The 21,638-nt window shown below is 59.5% G+C and carries 18 protein-coding genes; 11 read left to right on the top strand and 7 right to left on the bottom strand.

Translation table 11 applies throughout. The features are described 5' to 3' along the window. Window positions 1–36: 36 nt before the first annotated feature. Window positions 37–1,692, bottom strand: a complete 1,656-nt coding sequence (locus P3T40_RS05460) for an AMP-binding protein (RefSeq protein WP_429266667.1) — start codon at window positions 1,690–1,692, stop codon at window positions 37–39. Window positions 1,693–1,992: 300 nt separating this feature from the next. Between P3T40_RS05460 and P3T40_RS05455 the strand changes: the two genes are divergently transcribed. Genes P3T40_RS05455 through P3T40_RS05445 form a run of 3 tightly spaced genes read left to right on the top strand, consistent with a single transcriptional unit; the run spans window position 1,993 to window position 4,728 of the window. Continuing rightward, window positions 1,993–2,718, top strand: coding sequence for a nitroreductase (locus tag P3T40_RS05455; RefSeq protein ID WP_429266666.1), 726 nt, complete (start codon window positions 1,993–1,995; stop codon window positions 2,716–2,718). 28 nt (window positions 2,719–2,746) lie between these two features. Then, entirely contained in the window at window positions 2,747–3,511 is a 765-nt protein-coding gene (locus P3T40_RS05450) for an SDR family NAD(P)-dependent oxidoreductase (RefSeq protein WP_429266665.1), read from the top strand. A gap of 29 nt (window positions 3,512–3,540) precedes the next feature. Beyond that, a complete protein-coding gene (locus P3T40_RS05445) occupies window positions 3,541–4,728 on the top strand; it encodes an acetyl-CoA C-acyltransferase (RefSeq protein WP_429266664.1) in 1,188 nt (395 codons plus the stop codon). Between the two features lie 26 nt (window positions 4,729–4,754). Here the strand turns inward: P3T40_RS05445 and P3T40_RS05440 are convergent, their stop codons facing one another. Then, on the bottom strand, window positions 4,755–5,693 hold the full coding sequence (locus P3T40_RS05440; RefSeq protein ID WP_429266663.1) for a LysR family transcriptional regulator: 939 nt from the start codon (window positions 5,691–5,693) through the stop codon (window positions 4,755–4,757). Window positions 5,694–5,820: 127 nt separating this feature from the next. Here P3T40_RS05440 and P3T40_RS05435 point away from each other — a divergent pair, with 127 nt between their 5' ends. The 4 genes from P3T40_RS05435 (at window position 5,821) to P3T40_RS05420 (ending at window position 11,193) form a co-directional block, all read left to right on the top strand. Further along, the gene (locus P3T40_RS05435; RefSeq protein WP_429266662.1) at window positions 5,821–6,735 is read left to right on the top strand and encodes a LysR substrate-binding domain-containing protein; all 915 of its coding nucleotides are present in this window, start codon (window positions 5,821–5,823) and stop codon (window positions 6,733–6,735) included. Window positions 6,736–6,857: 122 nt separating this feature from the next. After that, window positions 6,858–8,705, top strand: coding sequence for an FAD-binding oxidoreductase (locus P3T40_RS05430; protein WP_429266661.1), 1,848 nt, complete (start codon window positions 6,858–6,860; stop codon window positions 8,703–8,705). A 111-nt stretch (window positions 8,706–8,816) separates the two neighbouring features. After that, window positions 8,817–9,248, top strand: a complete 432-nt coding sequence (locus tag P3T40_RS05425) for a hypothetical protein (protein WP_429266660.1) — start codon at window positions 8,817–8,819, stop codon at window positions 9,246–9,248. Between the two features lie 196 nt (window positions 9,249–9,444). After that, window positions 9,445–11,193 carry a hypothetical protein gene (locus tag P3T40_RS05420; RefSeq protein ID WP_429266659.1) on the top strand — a complete coding sequence of 583 codons (1,749 nt, stop codon included), beginning with the start codon at window positions 9,445–9,447 and terminating at the stop codon, window positions 11,191–11,193. 81 nt (window positions 11,194–11,274) lie between these two features. Here P3T40_RS05420 and P3T40_RS05415 read toward each other — a convergent pair whose 3' ends face one another. After that, a complete protein-coding gene (locus tag P3T40_RS05415) occupies window positions 11,275–11,889 on the bottom strand; it encodes a glutathione S-transferase family protein (RefSeq protein ID WP_429266658.1) in 615 nt (204 codons plus the stop codon). 42 nt (window positions 11,890–11,931) lie between these two features. Next, window positions 11,932–12,699 (bottom strand): SDR family NAD(P)-dependent oxidoreductase, encoded by a 768-nt coding sequence (locus P3T40_RS05410; protein WP_429266657.1) that lies wholly within the window; start codon window positions 12,697–12,699, stop codon window positions 11,932–11,934. Window positions 12,700–12,913: 214 nt separating this feature from the next. On the opposite strand from P3T40_RS05410, the gene P3T40_RS05405 reads away from it, so the two are divergent. After that, complete coding sequence (locus P3T40_RS05405) at window positions 12,914–13,846, top strand: LysR substrate-binding domain-containing protein (protein ID WP_429266656.1); 933 nt, start codon at window positions 12,914–12,916, stop codon at window positions 13,844–13,846. A 32-nt stretch (window positions 13,847–13,878) separates the two neighbouring features. Here the strand turns inward: P3T40_RS05405 and P3T40_RS05400 are convergent, their stop codons facing one another. Continuing rightward, window positions 13,879–14,475 carry an HD domain-containing protein gene (locus P3T40_RS05400; RefSeq protein ID WP_429266655.1) on the bottom strand — a complete coding sequence of 199 codons (597 nt, stop codon included), beginning with the start codon at window positions 14,473–14,475 and terminating at the stop codon, window positions 13,879–13,881. Window positions 14,476–14,577: 102 nt separating this feature from the next. On the opposite strand from P3T40_RS05400, the gene P3T40_RS05395 reads away from it, so the two are divergent. The 3 genes from P3T40_RS05395 (at window position 14,578) to P3T40_RS05385 (ending at window position 17,913) form a co-directional block, all read left to right on the top strand. Continuing rightward, window positions 14,578–15,471, top strand: coding sequence for a LysR family transcriptional regulator (locus P3T40_RS05395; RefSeq protein ID WP_429266654.1), 894 nt, complete (start codon window positions 14,578–14,580; stop codon window positions 15,469–15,471). Between the two features lie 170 nt (window positions 15,472–15,641). Further along, window positions 15,642–16,805 (top strand): GGDEF domain-containing protein, encoded by a 1,164-nt coding sequence (locus tag P3T40_RS05390; RefSeq protein WP_429266653.1) that lies wholly within the window; start codon window positions 15,642–15,644, stop codon window positions 16,803–16,805. Window positions 16,806–16,899: 94 nt separating this feature from the next. Further along, complete coding sequence (locus P3T40_RS05385; RefSeq protein WP_429266652.1) at window positions 16,900–17,913, top strand: Gfo/Idh/MocA family protein; 1,014 nt, start codon at window positions 16,900–16,902, stop codon at window positions 17,911–17,913. A 65-nt stretch (window positions 17,914–17,978) separates the two neighbouring features. Here the strand turns inward: P3T40_RS05385 and P3T40_RS05380 are convergent, their stop codons facing one another. Next, window positions 17,979–19,643, bottom strand: coding sequence for a peroxidase family protein (locus tag P3T40_RS05380; RefSeq protein ID WP_429266983.1), 1,665 nt, complete (start codon window positions 19,641–19,643; stop codon window positions 17,979–17,981). 498 nt (window positions 19,644–20,141) lie between these two features. After that, complete coding sequence (locus P3T40_RS05375; RefSeq protein ID WP_429266651.1) at window positions 20,142–21,608, bottom strand: UvrD-helicase domain-containing protein; 1,467 nt, start codon at window positions 21,606–21,608, stop codon at window positions 20,142–20,144. Between the last annotated feature and the right edge of the window lie 30 nt (window positions 21,609–21,638).

Here is a 21,638-nt window from a genome sequence, read left to right as displayed (position 1 = left end):
CGCAATGGTACGCGTCGTTGCACCCGCGAGGCGTGGCTATGCCTGGGACAGCTTCGTAATGGCCTCACGGCTGCCAGCCTGCGTTCGAAGTCGAAATTTCTGAATTTTTCCTGTGCCTGTCTTGGGCAAGACGCCGTAGACGATCCTCACAGGACATTTATAGTGAGCGAGCCGCTCCCGACAGAAAGTAATCAGCTCCCGTTCGGAGGGTGCCGCGACACCTTGCTTCAATTCGACAAATGCGCAAGGCACTTCACCCCACCTCGCATCGGGCTGCGCCACCACTGCCGCAATGAGTACTGCCGGGTGTTGGTGCAATACATCCTCCACCTCGACCGACGAAATATTCTCGCCACCGGAAATGATGACGTCTTTGGAGCGATCGGTGATCTGAATGTATCCGTCCGGGTGCACCACGGCAATGTCGCCAGTGTGGAACCAGCCACCCTCGAAGGCGTTTCGGGTAGCGTCCTCGTTCTTCAGATAGCCTTTCATTATTACGTTTCCGCGCAGCAGTACCTCTCCCTCGGTCTTTCCGTCCGCCGGAACTGGCTCAAGAGTGGCGTGAGTTGCTACTCGCATGGCTTCTAGTCCGCAAGCCCGATGACCTTGCCGTGCCTTCAGGCGTGCCTGCTCCTCGTTGGCCAACGCATGCCAGTTTGCCTGGATGAAGCAACTGACCGGCGTGCCGGAGGCTTCGGTGATGCCGTATACGTGTTCAACGTCGAATCCCAGCTCGCTGACAGACTTCAATACGGTTGCCGGGGGCGGCGAACCCGCCGTGCGCACGCGAACCGCGCGAGGCAACGCGCTACGCTCGCTGGCAGGCGCGTCGGCCAGGGCGGCCAGGACGATGGGCGCCGCGCAGAAATGGTCGACACCGTGCTCCCGGATGGCTCTAAATATTCCTGCGGCATTGACTTTGCGCAGACAGACATGGGTGCCACCCGCTGCCGTCACTGCCCAGGTGAAGCACCATCCGTTGGCGTGGAACATCGGGAGGGTCCAGAGATACACTGGCCCACGCGGCACGCCCCAGTCAATCAACTGGAGCATGCTCATCAGGTGAACCCCGCGGTGACTGGCCACGACCCCTTTCGGGTCGGAGGTCGTGCCGGACGTATAGTTCAACGCGATCGCTTCCCATTCGTCCTCGGGCCATACGCCTTCGAAGTCGGGGTCCCCCTCTCCGAGCAATTGCTCATAGTCGAGCTCACCCACTGATGCCCCCGGCGGCGCTTCCAGGTCGGCAATGTCAATCACGAGTGGCCTGTCTGGAATGTGCTCGAGCGCTTCGGCAGCAAGGGCGGCGAATTCACGATCCACGAAAAGAACCTTGGCGTCCCCATGAAGCAGGATGAACCGGATGCCGTCAGCATCCAGCCTGCAATTGATCGTGTTGAGCACAGCGCCGCTCAGCGGCACCCCAAAATGAGCCTCCACCAAGGCGGGCGTATTCGGCGCAATGATCGATACGGTGTCGCCGCGCTTGATACCACGCCGGACGAGCGCGCTGGCCAGCCGTCGGCAACGGCTGCGCGTCGCGCCCCAAGTCTGGCGCATCGCGCCATGCACGATAGCAATCCGATCGGGAAACAAGTTCGCGCATCGATCCAGTGAGTGCAACGGTGTCAGCGGCACATGGTTGGCTTCGTTTTGATCGAGTCCGCGCTCGTAGATTGGGGTGGGCATGTTTTGTCTCCTCCTCGGATATGAAAGTGTCCCGGATACAAGCGTTGCCTCGGTGCAACTTGTGAAGCGGAACGCTCAAACCTTGCGGTACCCCATCCAATCTAAACGTTGCGTTGGCCTGGAACTGTCCCGAACAAGACACTCTTCAGGTTCGCAAGGGACGATCGGTCACCGGATGTCGATTGTCATGTTCGAGACAACATGTCCGTTTCCCCGCGGCTAATCTTGCTCACGAAAGCAATGCTTCCGTGCAGAAGAGTTGCTTGGGTTTGCCGACCTTGGAGACAGATGGAGTGACAGATGAAGAGAAGTGAAACACCACCGGCGATGGATGCCGATGCGCTGCGCAAGGCCATCGAATGGGCCATCGTCTCGCGTCGCAGCGTCAGGGCGTTTCTGCCCACACCAGTTCCTCGAGAGACGGTGGAATCGATATTGGACGTAGCGCGGTTCGCTGCCACGGGAGTCAACATTCAGCCCTGGCGCGTGCACGTTGTCACGGGGCACGCCAAAGACCGCATCTGTGCGTCGATCCAGCGGGTTAATGACCATTCGGCCCTGGACGAGACATGCATGGACGAGTGGGACTACTACCCGCGCGAATGGATATCGCCATACCTTGAAAGAAAACGCGCTGTGGGTTGGAAGCTATATGGGTTGCTTGGAATCGAAAAAGGCGACAAGGAACGAATGCAGGCTCAGCACAGCCGCAACTATCAATTCTTTGACGCGCCCGTCGGCCTGTTCTTCACAATCGACCGCGTCATGCAGCAAGGAAGCCTGCTCGACTACGGCATGTTCCTGCAAAACATCATGATCGCCGCCCGTGCTCATGGCTTGAGCACATGCCCGCAAGCGGCATTTATGAAGTACCACAAAGTAATTGCCGAGCAACTTCGCTTGGAAGCAAGTGAGAGGTTCGTCGTCGGCATGAGTCTTGGATTTGCGGATGCCTCATGCGTCGAGAACACCCTCGTCACGGAAAGAGCAGAGGTTGGCTCGTTCACAACGTTCTATTCGGATTAGCGGCGCGTCATAGGAAAGGAAAGCGGACATGCAGATCAGAGACAACGTTTTTGTAGTGACTGGGGCCGGTTCCGGCCTGGGAGCGGCCACGGCGAAGATGATCGTCGCGCGGGGTGGCAAGGTGGTCCTGGCGGACGTCAACCTCGAAGCAGGAGAGGCCATCGCCGCACAGCTAGAGCCGAATGCCCGGTTCGTTGCCACCGACGTCGCCAGTGAACACAGCGCGAGGGCAGCTCTTGCGGCGGCCATGGAAATGGGGGGCCTCCGGGGACTCGTCAATTGCGCAGGCGTTGCTCCCGCCGAAAAGGTCATTGGCCGTGAAGGAACCCATAAGCTGGACTCGTTCGCTCGAACGATCAATATCAATCTGGTCGGTAGTTTCAACATGACCCGCATTGCGGCGGAGATGATGAGCGCCTGTCCGCCAGAGCCCTCCGGCGAGCGCGGCGTCATCATCTGCACGGCCTCGGTGGCCGCGTTTGAAGGACAGGTGGGGCAGGCGGCCTACGCCGCTTCCAAGGGCGGCGTTGTCGCGATGACGTTGCCACTCGCGCGGGAACTCTCGCGCTACGGCATCCGGGTCATGACCGTTGCTCCAGGCATCATGGAAACCCCCATGCTGCTCGGCATGCCCGCCGAAGTGCAGGAGGCGCTCGGCAAAACGGTGCCGTTTCCAGCCCGGATGGGCAAGCCGGCGGAATATGCCGCGCTGGTGGAGCACATCCTCCTGAATGAATACCTGAACGGCGAGGTCATCCGCCTCGACGGCGCCATCCGTATGGCCGCCAAATAAACCGCATCCATCTTTTCAGCGAATCAGCCATGTCCAAAGATCCCGTAGTTATCGTCTCTGTCGCCCGTACGCCCATTGGCAGCTTCCAGGGGAGTCTCTCCAGTTGCACAGCGCCGCATCTCGGCGCCGTTGCGGTAAAGGCCGCTATCCAGCGAGCCGGTGTTAGCGCCGAGCAGGTGCAGGAACTCATCCTGGGATGTGTGCTGTCCGCCGGCCTCGGCCAGGCCCCGGCGCGCCAGGCGGCAATCACCGCCGGGTTGCCCGTATCCGTACCGTGCTCCACGGTCAACAAAGTGTGCGGTTCCGGCATGAAAGCGGCCATGCTGGCCCATGATCTACTGATGGCCGGCAGCAACGAGGTGATTGTCGCGGGTGGCATGGAGTCCATGACTAACGCTCCCTACTTCATCCCGAAGGCACGAGGGGGCTTCCGCCTTGGTCACGGACAGATCCTCGACCACATGTCCTTCGACGGTCTGGAAGATGCTTATTTCGATCGCGGCCGTCAAATGGGCACTTTCGCTGAAGAGTGCGCCGAGACTTACGGCTTTTCTCGGGAGGATCAGGATGCCTACGCAATAAAGTCAACCACACGAGCCCAAGCCGCCATTCGGTCCGGTGCCTTCGCGTGGGAAGTCACCCCCGTGATGACCTCCAGCAAAAAAGGCGAAGTTCTGGTGGAGCACGACGAGCAGCCGGGCAAAGCCAAACTGGACAAGATCACCAGTCTGAAACCCGCTTTCAAGACCGATGGCACGGTTACGGCGGCCAACTCCAGTTCGATTTCCGATGGTGCTGCCGCGCTGGTGCTGATGCGTCTTTCAAGTGCCGAGAGACTTGGGATCAAGCCTCTGGCCGCTATCGTTGGGCACGCCAGCCACGCTCAAGAGCCGAGACTGTTTACCACCGCTCCCGCGGGTGCGATAGAGAAACTACTGTCCAGGATTGGATGGGCGACGTCCAGCGTGGATTTGTGGGAAATCAACGAGGCATTTGCGGTTGCGGTGATGGCCGCCATGCGAGACATGGCGCTCGATCACGAGAAGGTCAACATACACGGCGGCGCCTGCGCCATCGGTCATCCCATCGGCGCGTCCGGAGCGCGCATTTTGGTCACCTTGCTTGCAGCTCTCAGATTAACGGCCGGACGCCGCGGAGTTGCTAGCCTTTGTATAGGCGGTGGCGAAGCCACTGCCATGGCCATCGAGATGATTTGATTTTTCCGCAACCGGCGCGCGAATAGTCATCTTGTACCCTGAACCTTGTCACGCCCTGCCGTGTGGCTCTTCACATGATCGATGAAGGCGCGCAGCTTCGGCGTGATTTGCCGGCGGCCTGGATAGAAGAGAAACACGCCTGGTATCACCGGCGCGAACGGCTCCAGCACGTGCTCCAGGCTCCCCGCTCTCAGTCCGTCAGCGACCATCGGCTCAGGTAGCTGCGCAAGGCCTATCCCTTCGACTGCTGCGCCCAGCATGGTGGGAAAATCATGGGCGATGAGAGGGCCCGATACGGCGATCTCAATCGCGCGGCCGTCGTCGTTGAACGACCATAGCGCGAGCGCGCCGCTGGAGCGCCGCCATCGCAAGCATGCGTGCTGGCGCAGATCGTCCGTGTGTTCAGGCCGGCTGCACCCTGCGAAGTAGGCGGGGCTGCCGACGACGATGAGACGAAACGGTGGCGTCAACGGTATGGCGACCATGTCGGCTTCGACGAACTGGCCCAGCCGGATACCGGCGTCGAATCCTTCCGCTGCAAGATCGATCAGCTCCTTGCTTGCGGCGATCTCCAATTCGATCTCTGGATACGCCTGGCAGAACGATGCAATGAGTGGTTCCAGCAGGATTGGCACCACCGCGCGTGGCACTGAAAGACGCAGCAATCCGGCGGGCCGCTGGCCGAGCCCGCGCGCAACCTCACTAGCGGCGACTAGCTCCTCGAAGGCAGGCTTTGCTTGCGAAAGAAACCGTTCGCCAGCCTCGGTCAGGCCGACACTACGCGTGGTGCGTATGAAAAGCGCTGCGCCAATGCGCGCTTCGAGTAGACGCACCGTCTGGCTGACGGCCGACGGCGTCACTCCGAGTTCCGCGGCTGCCCGGCGAAAACTGCGATGCTGGGCAACGCTCAGGAACACCTCCACGCCATCGAGCGCGCCCTGTCTGACCGTGAAGTTCTGCTTCATAGCCCGTCAACGTTGTGATGAAGAGTCGCTCGCGAGAGGCCATGGTACACCTACGCCTGCAGATGAGGCGTGTCGGGACATGTCGCGGTAGAGTCTTAGCTTCTCCCTCGTCCGTCCCTGAACAACGATGCGAGCTCCAAACAACCTTAACGCCTTGCGCGCCTTCGAAGCCGTTGCCAGGCACTTGAGCTATACGGCCGCGGCTGCCGAGCTCAATGTGACGCCCGCCGCGATTGGGCAGCTCATTCGCGGTCTCGAGAGCTACCTCGATATCGAACTCTTTCATCGTTCCAGTTCGGGGCCATCGCGGCTAGCGCTAACCGATGCCGCACGGGTCGCACTGCCGGACCTGCAGGGCGGTTTCGATCTGCTGTCGAGCGCAGTGGAAAGACTGAAGGCAAGCAAATCTCGCATCATTTTTACGGCGACGGTCCCGCCAGCGTTTGCGGACAAGTGGCTGCTCTGGCGCGTTGAACGATTTCAGCGCAGGCATCCTTACTACGATCTGCGTATCGATACCAGCGGACACCTCGTCGATTTCACCGCCGAGCGAATCGACGTTGGCATCAGATATGGCGCGGGTGTCTGGCCCGGCCTCATTTCCACATTTCTGCTGCGTGACGAATTCTTTCCGGTGTGCAGCCCGACCCTGCTAAAGGGGCGAAACGCACTCAAGAAACCTGCGGATCTGCGACATCACCCACTCATTCATGACATATCCATGAGCGGGTTTGGCGTCTTTCCGACATGGCGATCCTGGTTATTGCATGCAGGCTACGGGGATCTCGTCGACACGGACCGCGGGCTGCAACTCAACGATTCTGCGATGGCACTTCAAACCGCCCTATCCGGCAATGGCGTTGCGCTCGGCAGGACGACGCTGGTTGAGCGGGATCTGGCCGAAGGTAGCCTCGTCAGACCGTTCGACGAGGTGCAGAGTTGCGAGTTGGCCTATTACCTGGTACATCGAAAGGAAGGCAGCCAGCGAGCACCAGTGCTTGCCTTCAAAGAGTGGCTGCTGGAGGAGGCGGGCGTACGCTAAGGCCGAGGCGCCGCGAAAAATATACGCGCCGCTGCCGTAAGCGGTGCAGGCGCGGCGCGCGAGCGCCGATGGTGAGAGAATCTTCGAAGCTCAAGAAGAAGGAGGGCGGATGGTCTCCCTGAATGGCGGCGTCTTTCGTGAAAGCGCATTCTCAAATTAGACGGCGTCTGCTGCGCCTCGCGGCCTCGCTTCCATTTCTTCCGGGTCTCGGTCTGCTCCGGCTGACGCTCGCCAAGGCGGCTGCGGAGCCGATTTCGCGTGTGCGGCCCAGCGACCCCGGCTGGCCGTCGGAAGCGCAGTGGGACCGGCTTCGAGAAGAGGTCGGCGACGCGCTCGTCAAAGTCAGCTCGCCGCTGGAAGGCTGTGTAGGCACGCCCGACAGCCTCATTTGCCGGCAATCGCTAACGGCGGTCAAGAATCCCTATTTTCTGCGCGACGAAGTCGGTCTCACGCAGTCGCTCGGCTGGGTCGGCGCCTGGACGTCGCAGCCCAGCGTCTATGCGGTGGCCGCCCGCAACGCGAACGACGTCGCAGCGGCGGTCAACTTCGCCCGCGAGAACCGTTTGCGGCTCGTCGTGAAAGGAGGCGGGCACAGCTTTCAGGGCACATCCAGCGCGCCGGATTCCCTGCTGATCTGGACGCGCTACATGACCGGCATCACGGTCCACGATGCCTTCGTCGGCGCGGGCTGCGAAGGTCGCGTGAAGCCGGTGCGCGCGGTGAGCGTCGGGGCGGGGGCAGTCTGGGCGCATGTCTACGAGGCTGTTACGATGCGCGCGGGCGGCTATGTGCAGGGCGGAGGATGCATGACGGTCGGCGTAGCGGGCCTCGTGCAGAGCGGTGGTTTTGGCAGCTTTTCGAAGGTGTTCGGAACCGCTGCGGCGAGCCTTGTCGAAGCCGAAGTCGTCACCGCCGAAGGCGTCGTGCGGATCGCGAACGCCTGCACGAACCCCGAGTTGTACTGGGGACTCAAGGGCGGCGGCGGTGACAGCCTGGGCGTGGTCACGCGGCTGACGCTGCGCGTCCACGAACTGCCTGAAACCTTCGGTGGGGTGAACCTGACGGTCAAGGCGACGTCTGCGGCGGCGTTCCATAGGCTGATCCGCCTGATGATGGATTTCTACAGCCATAGTCTGCTAAATCCGCATTGGGGCGAGCAGATCCACCTGCGTTACGACCACGTGCTCGAGATCGGCATGGTGTTCCAGGGGCTCGATCGGAGCCAGGCGAAGGCGATCTGGCAGCCGTTTCTCGACACGCTCGCCGCCGCTCCGGACGATTTCAAAGTCGATTCGTCTCCGTTCAGCTTCCTGGCGGCGCCCGCCAGGAACTTCTGGGCGCCTACGCTGGTGAAGCGCCTTCTCGGCGTCATCCGTGTCGACGACCGGCCGGGCGCCCCGAAGGACAACATATTCTGGGCGGGGGACCAGGGCGACGCGGGCGCGGTCTGGCAGGCCTTCCAGTCAGCCTGGCTTCCCGCGGACCTGCTGCACGAGGACCGCCGCCAGGCGCTCGCCGATGCGCTCTTTGAGGCGACGCGCCATTGGCAGGTAGATCTGCAGATGAGCAAGGGCCTGGCCGGTGCGCCCGAGGAGGCGCTCGCCGCTGTCAGGGACACGGCAACCCACCCGGCCGCCCTCGACGCCTTTGCGCTCGCGATCATCGCGGCGCCTGGGCCGCCTGCGTATCCGGGCGTCCCCGGTCACGAACCGGACGTCGTGGCCGCGCGCAAGCATGCGCAGGCCGTCGGACGCGCCATGGACGCGTTGCGCAGGCTCGTTCCCGACGCGGGCTCGTACGTGGCGGAGAGCGACTTCTTCCTTGCCGATTGGCAGCGCGCTTTTTGGGGCTCGAATTACGCGAGGCTGCAGGCGGTCAAGGCGCAATACGATCCCGACGGACTTTTCTTCGTCCATCACGGGGTGGGCAGCGAGCGCTGGAGTGCCGACGGGTTCACGAGGCTGGACTGAGGCATGCGCGAACTGGACGAGCCCGATGCCGGAAAATGCGCGAGAATCGCGAGGTCTTCGTCTCCGGAGGCCGATCCTGGTCCCAAAGGGCCGCGGTACTTAAAGCGAAACATGAAACGACTGTTCCTCGCTGCGCTCGCAGCTACCTCTTTTGTGACTTGCGTTCATGCGCAAAGCAACGAGTCGGGCCCGCTCCTCACGCCCTCGGGTCAACTGGAATTCGTGCGCGCCGACCACGATTTCGTCGGCATGCTCGATAAGCAAATCTTCGATCGCTTCAGCGCGAGCACGCTCACGCATTTCGATGACATCGGCAACGCAAATGACAGCGTGATACGCACGCTCGTGCAGACTGATGCGGGCCCGGTGCTGTACGACTTTCGCCAACATCCGCCACTCGTGCAACGCTCGGGTATGCGCATGGCGGTCAAGCGCGTGTTCTGGCAAAGCGATGAAGTGGTGATGCAAAGCTCGCAAGGCTGGTTCCGATTCAAACGCGGCGCGCTAACGAAGCTGCAGTCGTCTACGACGACGTACCATTGATTAAGCGCGTGCGGCTCGCGTGGCGGCCTCGACCTGGCCCACACCAACATTAGGGACAGTTTTTTCCTCGACGTGATTGCGCTTGGCCCGTTGTCGGATTGGCAACTCGCGGCGGCGCGGGTTAACCTACCGTTTCACATCATTAGTTTGCGAGATGAAAGTAACTGGGCCAGATAGGTAAGAGGGAGGAGGCAAGATGACCGAGGAAAAAGAACAGGATTCAAGGCCATTTTCACAGGTGACTGGATTTGTCCAATTATTCCAGCTTTTTGGACGCTCTTCTGCCGGTCTCTTGCTTCTGGAAGCTGGCTGGACTGTTATTCTGGTTTTGGTCACCAAGCTTACCGGAGAGGAAGAGCCGCCAGAGATCGCCGGAGTTCCCCTCACCGCGTGGTGGGTTGCCGGAGGTATTGTTATCGCGTTCGTCTGGGTAATTTATAGCGGCCTATACATTTACTTGCTGGCGCCGCTTCTGCCGCCCATAAAATTCATATTGAATTTTATGGTTAACATGGCACTTCCCCTGGCCTGCATTCTGGATTTCATTACAAAACCGCTTGTAAATTATCGGCGCCGGCGGCAAATAACGCGGTGGATTGAAATAACGAGGAATAACTGGATTGATAGAAATATCCCCAAGGATATCGACCAGGGCGACACTTCTATAGGCCAAAAAATCGATCGGGCGCATTACGGCGAAGAATTCGACAAGAAATTCAGCCGGGAGACATTAAACACGTTGGCGGGAGATGCGGTCTCTACTCAGCCCGATCCTTTTCTGCGTCTCGTTCTTCGGCTCGGCGAGCGGTTTCTCACCCGCATCCATGCCAAGGTTCGCATCGGCCTCGCCCCCACGACGATACTGTCCTCGGATCGAAACCCCATACGATATCCGTCCACGCAGCAATACCGGTCCGCAATTGCGGACCTGGTCGTGCGCCTCGCCCCCGTCGTGGAACTGCGGGATATCAGCTTCCGCTCGCTGCCGACTGTTTTCCCCGTTGAGACACATGATCAAGCCTGGCGCCAGTTCAGGAAATTCAGTCTGGACGCCCTACTGTGGAGCCGTCTTGATGACAGTAATGATCGAGCTAGTGTTGTTTATGTTCTCGGGCAACGTACCCTGGAAATCCGGGAAGAGCCGGACTATAGAAGTACACTTTTCCCTGATGATCTTGATTTTACAAAAGATTTCGCAATTATCGGCTGTCGGGTTGAGGATTCGCTCGATATGCAAGTTGTCCTGATAACGGCACTGATTAAAGCATTGAGGACGCGTAGCGATGCCACTCGCTCTCGTAGTACCTCGAAAACGCCGTGGGAAATTCCGCTGTACCGCATCCACAAGTCCGAGCGGCTCAACATCGAAAGAATTCTAAGACACCTGGCGTTCGAGGTATTACCGTTGCTTCCGGATAGACAGCTAGAAGCCGGCTCCCCACCGCAGGCAAAAGCGTTGCTCGTAGAGATCGTCAGCATGTGGTGCGGCAGCAAGCTGCAGTCCTTGGGCCCCTTTCCCGATGACGATAAACGCCGGAACTACGAAAACTCGCGCTTCACGGGCCAGCTGCTTGCTGTTCTTGAAAAGTGCACAAGACTCATGCCCTGGCGAGCTGAGCATTTCTATCGCCTGGCGGCGATCTGTTGCTTGAGACAAGACACCCGTGCACTCGATCTATATCGAATAGCGGGAACGTTAGACCGTATGTCGGATCACGTTGATCCGGTGATTTGCACAGTTCTGGCAGACATGGCGCTAAGGGATTCACTTTACAAGAATAACGATATCAAGCTGGCTGTTTTCTGCACCTGGGCGATTCGTGCGATTTACTCCGGGTACTCCCGAGCGATACGGGAAAGGATTGAAAAAGTCCGAAATGAAACCTTTAGCCCACATATTGCGATATCAATATTAGATCGGATTCTCGATGAAAACATCGGCTAACGGCGCGCCATCTGGCCAATTCCGCACGTCCCTGCTGCCTGGTTGCGAACGTATTTGAAGGCCTCTGCGCGCTCGCTGTCACTATCCCTTGAAAGGTAGCGTGCTGGAGAAAGCGTCCATTTCCATCGCGCGCGCGGCCAGTCGGGCAAGCTTGGGAAAGGCAGCCGGATGAACGACGTCGGGCATAAACGCCAATGATGCGGATTGCCAGCTGATCACGACCATCACATCGGCTTGAGACAGCGCATCGCCCACGAGCCAGCCATTACCGGCCCTCGACTCGAGCATCTGAAATCCCGCCAACGCCTGCTCGCGCAGCGATGCGACGATCTTGGCGATCTGATGCTCGGGCGGCCGGATTGACTCGTCATACATATCGCTGAGCTTTCCATAGATCGCGGAAGCGATGCCGATGAACTGCAATGCATCGCGTCGATGCACGCCGGCGGGCGCGAGCAATGCGCGTTCTGCTCCGACTTCTTCATGCAGATATTCGATGATGCCTGCGCTATCGTAGAGAACCGTGCCGTCGTCGAGCGCGAGCGCCGGCACCTTCACCATCGGGCTGAACGGACGGATAAGGTCCTGCTGCTCATAGGCGTGATAGGGCAGATGCTCGAACGGTATGCCGAGCAGCTTTAGCGTGATTCCGACCCGACGGGTATAGCCGGAAAACCATGGACCGATAAGCTTCATTGTGGACTCCTCGAAATTGACTGTGTGGGGACTCGCGATCGTTTAGAACGCTTCCTTGAAAGGGCGCAGATCGAGCTCGTGCGTCCACGCCGAACGGTGCTGCCGGTGAAGCGACCAGAATGCGTCGGCGATGGCGTCGATATCGAGCAGTCCATCGGGGCCCTTCTGCTTGACATGCTCTGTGAAGCGCGTATGCACCCGTTCTCCGTCGATACCACCGTCGATCACGACGTGGGCGACGTGCAGGCCGAGCGGGCCGAATTCGCGGGCCATGCTTTGAGCGAGCATGCGCAAGCCGGCTTTGCTTGACGCGAAGTGGGCAAAGTTTGGCATGCCTCGAAGCGCACCCGTCGCCCCGCTGAAAAGAATCGACCCGCGGCCGAGGGGCGCAAAGCGCCGTGCGGCCTCGCGACCCACGAGGAATCCGCCAAAACAGTTAAGCCGCCAGAACGATTCGAAGACATCCGCTTCCATCGTCCGCAGATCCAGAGGCTGGTTGTTGCCCGCGTTGTAGGCGATGAGATCGGCACTGCCGCCGTGTTCGTCTGCCTGCATCGCGACGTCGAACAACCGGATCACATCCGCTTCGCGGGTCACGTCCATGACGACCGTGCTCGCCGACCCGCCGGCCTCGACAATGCCCTCGCGCACCTGTTCGAGCTTCGCTTCAGTGCGCCCCGCGATGACGACATGACGCCCCTCTGCCGCGAATCGGCGAGCCAGGCCCGCGCCCAGCCCTTGCTCCGGTCCCACTCCGATGACTACCGCTTTCGGGCGATCCGAGATCGGCGTTTCTTCATTAGCAAACATGGATGTTTTCCTTTCCTAAATGAACTTCGGCGCGCCGGAGAAGGTGGTACGAATGAACCCCTGGTTGGTTCGACGCGCCGGTGAAGTTCGTCAACGATTGCAATGGACGAACATTACCGGACACGCACAGCGGGATAAATCGTTGCTACGATTCCACATTGTTTCTTGGGTGAAACAATCGAGCAGGCGGTACGGGACAGCGAGGAGTCAGACCGTGGACAAGTTTCAGGCCATGCAGGCGTTCATTCGAGTGGTGGAAAGCGGGACCTTCACCAAGGCTGCGCAGGTGCTCGACTTACCGAAGACGGCCGTCAGCCGCCTGATTGCGTCACTCGAAGTCGAACTGGGCACAAAGCTGCTCAACCGTACAACGCGCAAGGTCTCGATGACAGCGGATGGCGCCGCGTACTATGAGCGCGCACTGCAGCTGATGAGCGATCTCGCGGAGCTTGAGGGCACGATGTCGCGCGCGAAGACCAACCCGCGAGGACGCTTGCGCGTCGATCTGCCCGTGCCACTAGGTTTGTCGGTGATACTTCCCGCGTTACCGGCGTTCGTCGAGCGTTATCCGGATATCGAGCTCGAGTTCGGGATCAGCGATCGTCCTGTTGACCTCATTGCAGAGAATGTGGACTGTGTCGTGCGCGCGGGGGAAATCTTCGATCAATCGCTCGTCGCGCGACAGATCGGCGCCGTCAGACAAATCCTGTGCGCGACGCCTGCGTACCTGGACAAGCACGGGCGGCCTGCGCATCCTTCGGACCTTGAGCATGGACACGTCGTCATCCGAACCATCGCCTCGCGAACCAATCGACCCTTTCCGATCGTGGTGACGAAAGATCGTGAACGCGTGGAAGTGCAGAATCGGCGCGGACTGACCGCGAACGACATCATGGCCTGTCTGATCATGGGCCTCGCCGGTCTCGGCGTCGTCCATGCGTTGACGTTTTCCGCCACAACGCACCTTCAAAGCGGTGCACTCGAAGCCGTACTGAGCGACTGGGTATCGGATCCCGTTCCCGTTTTTGTTGCCTATCAGCCGAATCGACACCTGAGTGCGAAAGCTCGCGTGTTCATCGACTGGCTCACCGAACTGTTCGCGAGTAACGAATCGACTGCGAAGGGCAAGCGCGGCGCGAGGCCGTAAGCACGCGCGTGCTGACCTCGCGCTTGCCGCGCTCAGCCTATTTTCTCGAATGCGGCTTTGTACAGGGTTCGTTTCGGCTCGGCAAACACTCGCCGTACCATCGGTTCGAAGAACTCTAGCGGCAGCGTTTCCGCATCCGGATCGAAGGCCGCCGCGTCGTATTTCTCGCAGAAATGCGCGGTACGTTTGAACAACTCCGGCACGTCGCGGTACTTATCGCGCAGATTGCGCTCCATGCCCATGTGGTGGAAGAAGTAATACCCCTGGAAGATCCCATGGTGCTTGATCATCCAGTGATTTTCCGCGCTGACGAATGGCTCCAGCAACACGGCTGCAACGTCGGCATGGTTGTAACTTCCCAGCGTATCGCCAATGTCGTGCAGCAGCGAGCAGACCACGTATTCCTCGTCCTGGCCGTCGCGATGCGCCAGCGTGGCAGTTTGCAAGCTATGCGTCAGACGATCGACAGGAAAGCCACCAAAGTCGCCATTCAGCAAGCGCAGGTGGTCCAGCAGGCGGCCAGGCAGTCCTTTGGCGAACGGCCCAACCTCACTACCGATGATCGCCCAATCCTGCTCGGTACCCTCGCGCATATGGCGAAACGCGGCAACCTGTTCATTGTGTCCCATGGAACTACTCCTTCTCTGTGTGATTGGAGCTTCATTATTTGAGCGAGGGGGATATAAAATCCAATAACTGGGAAGTCCAGATCCATAACTCAAGGGAATGGCATGATTGATGGCGACCTGACCTACTTCCTGACCGTCGCGAGTACCGGAACGCTGGCACGCGCCGCCGAGCAACTGGGCATTTCTCAGCCAGCCGTGACCAAGGCCATCCAGCGGCTGGAGCGCAAGGTGGGAGTCACATTGGTCGAGCGCACCGCACGCGGCTCGGTATTGACCGAGGCGGGGAAGATATTCCATACACGGGTATTGGGTGTGTCCATGCAGCTCGATAGTGCGCTGCAGGAAGCGCGCGATATTGGTGGAGGACACGCGGGCCTGCTGCGCATCGGTGCGACGCCGGCCACTACGAGTTTCGCGCTGCGCGCGCTGTTCCCAACGCTGCTGGTGGAGCGGCCCGCCGCACGCGTCAATGTGACGACAGCGTTTAGCGACGCGCTATTGGATGCAATCGACAAGCGTGAAGTGGAGCTGGCTGTATGCCCGTTGCCCGAGACATTGGACGCATCCATGGTCAAGGAGGTGCTGTATGACGATCACTACAGCTTGATGGTTAGCACCGCGCATCCTCTGGCCAAGCGGGAATGGGTCACGGTAGACGATCTGGTGGACTGCGAATGGGCTGCGTCCAGTCGTCAGGAATTTGCACGCGTGCAGATCGAGCAAGCCTTTGCAAAGCATGGCCACCTGCCTATGCGCATTGTGGCCGAGGCCAATAGTTTGGCCGCGCTGATACTTATCGTATCCACTACACAACTGGTCAGCTTTATCAACACGCGCAGCTTTGACCTTGGCCCCCTACCGTTCGACATTGCTGTGCGCCCGATCCAGTTCGACGGTCTGGTGCGTCGGGTCGGACTGATACGAAGGGCTGGCTATTTATCCCCGATTGCGCAACGCGCCCAGGAAATTTTGCGCAACGTGGCACGGGAGTTGTAGGCCGGTACGCGATGCCATTGCGAAACACGCGAGGGTAGACTGGCTGACCGAGTCTATTCCTGTATATTCGTGGCATTGACAATTCGAACAAGCGCACGCCTCGGGGAAAGGACATAAGCGCCACCAACAAGGCGTGTCCAAGCTGGTTACCGGTGTGCGCTCAAGACCCTATGCCCGCCTTTGATCTACGCACCGTTCTCTTGATGTCGTCCGTCATGCCCGGACTGATGGCGCTAGTCATGTTTTCGTTGGGGCGGAGTTTTCCCACGAACATCCGCGGTGTTGGCAACTGGGCGTGCGGTGCGTTGATTGTGTCGGTTGCGGCGATCCTCCTCGCGCTGCGCGGCGGCGTTCCCGACTGGCTCTCGATCATGGGAGGAAACTGCGGCATGATCGTGAGCACCGGGCTCTGGCTGATCGGCAGCCAGCGTTTCTTCGGTTGCCCGCCGTCGTGGCGCTTTGTGACCCTCATGCTGGTAATCGGCGCAATCGGCGAGAGCTGGATGACCTGGGGGCACCCGTCCGGCGCGGGACGCGCACTGTGCGTCAATGTGATCCTCGCGCTGATTTACACGCGCCAGACCTTCGTGATGCTGCGCTACGGGCGACAGGATCCCAGCTCAATGTTCGTGGGCGCGGTGTTTCTGATCCAGACAGCCGTCACGGCCATACGTGTCGTCACGTCGATAGGTTCGGGATTCGCGGGGACGGGGCTATATGCTCGAGATTTCGTGCAGACGATCTATCTGGCCACCGGCGCCCTCGTGTCCCTGATGGCCACGGTCGGCTTCATGCTCGTTGCGATGAACCGGTTGCGACTGCAGCTTGAACAGCAGTCGCTCGTCGATCCGCTCACGGGATTGCTGAATCGCCGTGCGTTTCTGAACGCCCATCGGGAAGAGCGGGAAAAAATGATGCGCACGGGGGGATTGCTGTCGCTCCTGCTGATCGATCTCGACCACTTCAAGGCGATCAATGACACTTACGGCCACGTGACGGGTGACGAAATCCTCGTCGACTTTTCGAGGCGCGCGGCCGAGATGCTGGCACGGCACAATCATTTCTCCCGTTGGGGCGGCGAAGAGTTCGCTGCACTCGTGCCCGGCGCACGCCCCGAGGACGTATTCGATCTGGCAGAGGCCTTACGGTCAAGAATCGCGCTCAACGATAATCCCTCTTTGCCGGCCTATGCATGCAGTATTGGCATTGCATGTATGACCAGCGGGGACGCGACGATCGAGCGCCTGGTGAAGGACGCGGACGAAGCGCTGTACCGCGCAAAACGCAACGGCAGAAACTCCGTCGAACTCAGCGATCAGGCGATCCTGGTGTAGCGGATTGCCGCTGCCATCGGTCGCGCAGACGCCACGTCTGCCGCTTGTCGTCGGCGAAAGGTGGTCAAATACTTGATCGGAAAAAGGGAGTGTCATGGCAAGGGATGAAATTGTCTGGGGGATCCTGGGCACCGCGAAGATCAACGACAAGGTTGTCATGCCCATGCACGGCGCACCGAAGTGCCGGGTGAAGGGCATCGCGTCGCGGTCTCACCAGAAGGCTCGGGAAGCCGCAGCCAGATATGGTTTGGCTGTCGCCTACGACAGTTACGAGGCGCTCCTCGCGGACCCGGAAATCGACGCGGTCTATATTCCGCTACCCAATCACATCCACGTGGAATGGACGATCAAGTCCGTCGAGGCGGGCAAGCACGTCCTGTGTGAGAAGCCGATCGGACTGGACGCCCAACAGGTTGAACGACTCATCGCTGCGCGCGACAGGACCGGCCGATACATACAGGAAGCCTTCATGGTTCGCACGCATCCGCAGTGGTTGAAGGTGCGGGCCTTGATTGACGAAGGTGTGATTGGCGAATTGCGGGCAGTGACCGGCGGCTTCACCTATAACAACACGAACCCGAGCAATATCCGCAACCACAGCGAACTGGGTGGTGGCGGTCTACTCGATATTGGTTGTTATCCCATCACAACGTCACGCTTCATTACCAGGCGTGAGCCCAAGCGAGTGGTTGCCCTGATGGAGCAGGATCCATCCTTCAAAGTGGACCGGCTTGGCTCTGTGCTGATGGACTTCGACGGTGTGCAGGCAAGTTTCTTTTACTCGACTCAGGCCCATCCTTATCAGCGGATGCAATTTCACGGTACCCAAGGGCGCATCGAGGTCGAGATTCCATTCAATGCACCAAGCGATCGACCGGCGCGTCTGTTGGTGAGTGAAAACACAAGCACCGGTGTCGCGACTGACCGCTGGCTGGAACTTCCTGTGTGCGATCAATATGGCATCGCAGCAGCCACGTTCGCGGAGGCGATATTGAGTGGAAGCCCCCAGGCAATACCGCTAGAAGATGCGCGTGCAAATATGCGAGTGATCGACGCCGTGTTCCGCTCGACTCGATCGGACGCGTGGGAGAGAATCCTCGAAAGTTGAGGTTCTACGCAGACCCCCGAGAATGCCCCGGCATGGGGACATTCCCGGAAACTGAACGTTGCGGCTTAGCGCGCCGGATTGACAGCGGACGCAGCATCGGGCCTCATCCCACGAGGAACGGGGGTCTGACGCTTGTGGTGCGAGGGCGGTGTTACCGGCGAGCCTTGCGTGAAGACATGCTGCTGCAATGTGGTTGTGTCCGTGTTACGCAGGATGATGTCGGCAAGCGTCGTGTTCGTAATCATGTTGGTGGTTGCAGAATCGAAACCCTGGTTGAGCCAGAAGAAGCGATCTCCAGCGCGCAACGCCGAAAACTGGTCGCCGATGATTCTCTGAAACGTTGGCCCGACGGTCGCGTTGGGCGCATGCGCTTCCGCGAGTCCGCCAATAAAAAGGTCGACTTGATCAATGGTGCCGTAGACGGTTTTCAACTGGGTTTGCAGCGCAGGATCGCTAGTCAGAGCGGCGAACGACCGATAAGGCGCGAGGCCTAACGCGATGCGGACCTGATTCAGGCTGCCCACTCCCAGATCGCGTTCACGTTGAATGTCGATTGCGATCAGATCGATCAGGTCGACTCCGCCGCCCACGAGGCTGGCAGCCAGCAGATTGCGCAACGTTGCGACCACGTAAACATCCGTTGCCTGCGCGAAATCCAGACTCAGCGAGCGCAGGAGGGGATTGATCCCGTTCGTAATGTCGAGTTGAGGTGAATTGAAGAACGCCTGGCTGAGCCCTTCACTGAAGGTGGTGACGCCATTGTTGTCCACGCCCTCCTGGGTATCCGAGATCTGCGAATGACCGACGCGGAACGCGGCAGCAGAAAATTCCTGCGAGATCTGCGCGTTTTGGGACGAGTCGTACCCCCCGTACGGACCCAGCACTGGGCCGATCAGCACAGGTAAATACTCGGAATACACGATGTTCTGGTACTCGGCGGTGGTGATGGCTCGCGCCATGTTGTACAGCTGGTCGCCTGACCATGCCGGTTGCTGGGTTTTCAGCTGACCTACCCAATAATTGTGCTCGCGCATGAAAAGCGTCGTGGTCGCTGTGAGCTCGGGGTTCTCCATCACCCGCGCATCGCCACTTTCAAATGCACCGGCGACAATCGGAAGCGACTGTCCGTCGGGCGACCCTTTCAAGGTGCCGTCTTCATTGCGCAGGCTATCGGCCATTGTCTGGGTCGAGCCGTACAGTTGCGACAGATCCAGATATCCGGCAACCGTGTTGATGATCGTATTGGTCGCCGGACTGCGGACCGCACGGGTCATGGAGATGACGGTGCCGGCCGTCACGTCGGGATCATTCGCGGGAATTGTGATGTTGATCGCGTCGGTCGTGAGCGGTGCAGCTTCGAGGCCCAGATCGTGATCGACGAATTGCCCCCATACATAGAGCCATGCGGAGGCAACGGGATCAGTGGTCTCGCCGTTTTGTCCCTGAGCGCTAGTGCCGCCCGAAATAACGTTCGAGATGGTCCGGGGATTCGGGCCGCCTATCAGGCCGTTGGCCGTGCCGGGCGCGAAGTTCAACGGGGCCAGTTTCAATTCCGGACTGCCCGGCGTGGCGTTGAAGTTGGGATTGGCGAGATTATTATCAGCACCACCGATTGGGCGAAATGACTGTAGTAGTGTAATTGGATTATTTGGGGAGGGAGTGCCGGGATTATCGGAATAAGCCGTTGCTGGAAGTGTGGCGACGGCGATTGTAAATGCCGAACACCCCATCCGCATATATTGATGGATATGCAATTTAATTCTCCGCGCTGTATTTAATCAGTCAAACATTGACTGTTCCGCCCGTGCTGTCTGCAGGCAGGTTACATGTCGATCGTCGTTGACGCCTTGCGGGTGGACGGCGCAAAGGCGTAAGGCACGATGCAACGAAGATGAGTGAAATTCAATAAAAAATAATATTACGATCGACGCGCTCGATTTGGTTTGACTATGCTAACTGAATCGGATGATTTGTATGATTTAACGATCGTACTGTTGTTATCCGGATCAGTGCATGTGAGGGCGAATAAACTCAATTGGTTGATACCTATTTGTTTTAATTTACCAATTGTTGTTTTGCGATAGTAATATATAAAGTCGTGTTGAATGGCGAACGGGTCATCGCCCGATAATCGATAGCACTGGAAAGAATCAATACCGAAAGACCCATGACTCGAATCACCCTCATGGCCGCTGAGCGTCGCACTTGTGCGGAGCGGGCCCGTGCGGTCATCGACGCGAGTTGAACAGCCGCAAGAGCTCCTCGCGTAGTTCCGAGATGTCCAGCACATGCTGTGCGCGCGTGACGGCCACGTAAAGCAGGCGCATCTCGTCCTCGTCCAGCATCAGGCGCCCGTCAACAGTCTTGAAGCGAAAATCGTTCGCTACCTTCACCCGTTTCCATTGCAGCCCCTTGGCGCGGTGCACGGTCGAGATCACGTAGTCGGCGTCTGCCTCGGGCGTAACGCGTCGCGCCAGTTCCCGAAGATAGGCGGTGCCACACTCGTCGACGATTCGCACGATCGGTAGCAAGTCGCGCCCGACCGCGCTCTGGGCGAACGACTGGGCGTCCTTCCAGGTTTCGAACAACGAAAATGCCGCCGGCCGGAATGCTCGCTTGCCGGCCAGCAACTGATCTGCGCCGTCTGCAAACGCTACGATTTCCGTGGGGCTCATACGGATCGCCGGTTTGTGACCCGCTTCGACGCCTGAGGCCAATTGCCAGATCGCCGTCACATTCTTGCGGCACAAAATGGCATCGACAGGCGGTGAGATAGTCGGATCCTCCACCATGATCGAACCGATGGAATCCTGGCCACGAATGGGCGTGCGCTCGCCGAGCAGTGCGAGCACACGACTGGCGAGCGCTGCGAAGGTAGGCCCGAAGCGGAAGGACTCGGTCAGCGCACACTCGGGCGCGTCGATCTGAGCCATCGCATTGACCGCGCCGCGCCATTCATAGATCTGCTGGTAGGGGTCGCCGACGTAGATGATCTGCGCGTGGCGCTGGAGGCCGAGCACCGAGAGCATGACGCCATCGCTGTCCTGCGCCTCGTCGAACAGGATGAAGTCCGCATCGATGCGCGGTTCTGTCTGCGCCCAGACTTTTAGATAGACGTCCGGCGCAATGGCGCTGCGTCCGCGCGGGTCAATGCTTTCATTCCACAGGCGCACGACGTAGGGAAGCAACGATTCGCGCAGCCAGTCGGCCGCCTTTTCATGTACCTTTTCGTCGACGGGGATGTGGCAAGCCTCCGGCCGCTGCTGCGCCGAGCGGCAGAACCTGCCCAGGCCGTCCGCAACCATCCGGCCGATTTCAAACGGCGTGACTTCGACGGTCTTTCCGGTGACGGTCGGCACCTGTATCGGTCCGAGCCCATAGCGGGCAGCCAATTCGTGCGGTGGCTCGGCCGGGACCTTCAGGCGCGCGGTCAGGGCGGGCGCGACGGATGCATACGCGAGCGAATGCACTGTGCGTGCGCTGACATTGGACGGGAAGCCACGGCGAGCGTGCTCGGCAATGTCCTTGTTGAAGGCGAGATAGCTGCCGCGGCTACCGGCGAGATGATCGGCAATCAGCCGCAGCGTCGAAGTCTTTCCCGCGCCCGCATATGCCTTGATCTTCAGGTCGCCCCCGCCAAGAACCGCGTCTACGACAGCGTGCTGTTCGGCGGTAGGCTTAAACGAATGGGGCATGGGATGTGAGGGTGAGCGCAGATGCCCGTA

The sequence above is a fragment of the Paraburkholderia sp. EB58 genome, from assembly GCF_050436665.1.
Lineage (GTDB): Bacteria > Pseudomonadota > Gammaproteobacteria > Burkholderiales > Burkholderiaceae > Paraburkholderia.
The sequence above is the reverse complement of the archived record's forward strand: the minus strand, read 5'-3'. Positions and strand labels throughout refer to the sequence as shown.

Excerpts from the sequence above, each read along its gene's own strand:
- P3T40_RS05425 (WP_429266660.1), top strand. The coding sequence starts at position 8,817 with ATGAAACGACTGTTCCTCGCTGCGCTCGCAGCTACCTCTTTTGTGACT.
- P3T40_RS05410 (WP_429266657.1), bottom strand. The coding sequence starts at position 12,699 with ATGTTTGCTAATGAAGAAACGCCGATCTCGGATCGCCCGAAAGCGGTA.
- P3T40_RS05440 (WP_429266663.1), bottom strand. The coding sequence starts at position 5,693 with ATGAAGCAGAACTTCACGGTCAGACAGGGCGCGCTCGATGGCGTGGAG.
- P3T40_RS05375 (WP_429266651.1), bottom strand. The coding sequence starts at position 21,608 with ATGCCCCATTCGTTTAAGCCTACCGCCGAACAGCACGCTGTCGTAGAC.
- P3T40_RS05450 (WP_429266665.1), top strand. The coding sequence starts at position 2,747 with ATGCAGATCAGAGACAACGTTTTTGTAGTGACTGGGGCCGGTTCCGGC.
- P3T40_RS05430 (WP_429266661.1), top strand. The coding sequence starts at position 6,858 with ATGGCGGCGTCTTTCGTGAAAGCGCATTCTCAAATTAGACGGCGTCTG.
- P3T40_RS05455 (WP_429266666.1), top strand. The coding sequence starts at position 1,993 with ATGAAGAGAAGTGAAACACCACCGGCGATGGATGCCGATGCGCTGCGC.
- P3T40_RS05420 (WP_429266659.1), top strand. The coding sequence starts at position 9,445 with ATGACCGAGGAAAAAGAACAGGATTCAAGGCCATTTTCACAGGTGACT.
- P3T40_RS05390 (WP_429266653.1), top strand. The coding sequence starts at position 15,642 with ATGCCCGCCTTTGATCTACGCACCGTTCTCTTGATGTCGTCCGTCATG.
- P3T40_RS05415 (WP_429266658.1), bottom strand. The coding sequence starts at position 11,889 with ATGAAGCTTATCGGTCCATGGTTTTCCGGCTATACCCGTCGGGTCGGA.
- P3T40_RS05385 (WP_429266652.1), top strand. The coding sequence starts at position 16,900 with ATGGCAAGGGATGAAATTGTCTGGGGGATCCTGGGCACCGCGAAGATC.
- P3T40_RS05460 (WP_429266667.1), bottom strand. The coding sequence starts at position 1,692 with ATGCCCACCCCAATCTACGAGCGCGGACTCGATCAAAACGAAGCCAAC.
- P3T40_RS05395 (WP_429266654.1), top strand. The coding sequence starts at position 14,578 with ATGATTGATGGCGACCTGACCTACTTCCTGACCGTCGCGAGTACCGGA.
- P3T40_RS05435 (WP_429266662.1), top strand. The coding sequence starts at position 5,821 with ATGCGAGCTCCAAACAACCTTAACGCCTTGCGCGCCTTCGAAGCCGTT.
- P3T40_RS05380 (WP_429266983.1), bottom strand. The coding sequence starts at position 19,643 with ATGGGGTGTTCGGCATTTACAATCGCCGTCGCCACACTTCCAGCAACG.
- P3T40_RS05445 (WP_429266664.1), top strand. The coding sequence starts at position 3,541 with ATGTCCAAAGATCCCGTAGTTATCGTCTCTGTCGCCCGTACGCCCATT.
- P3T40_RS05400 (WP_429266655.1), bottom strand. The coding sequence starts at position 14,475 with ATGGGACACAATGAACAGGTTGCCGCGTTTCGCCATATGCGCGAGGGT.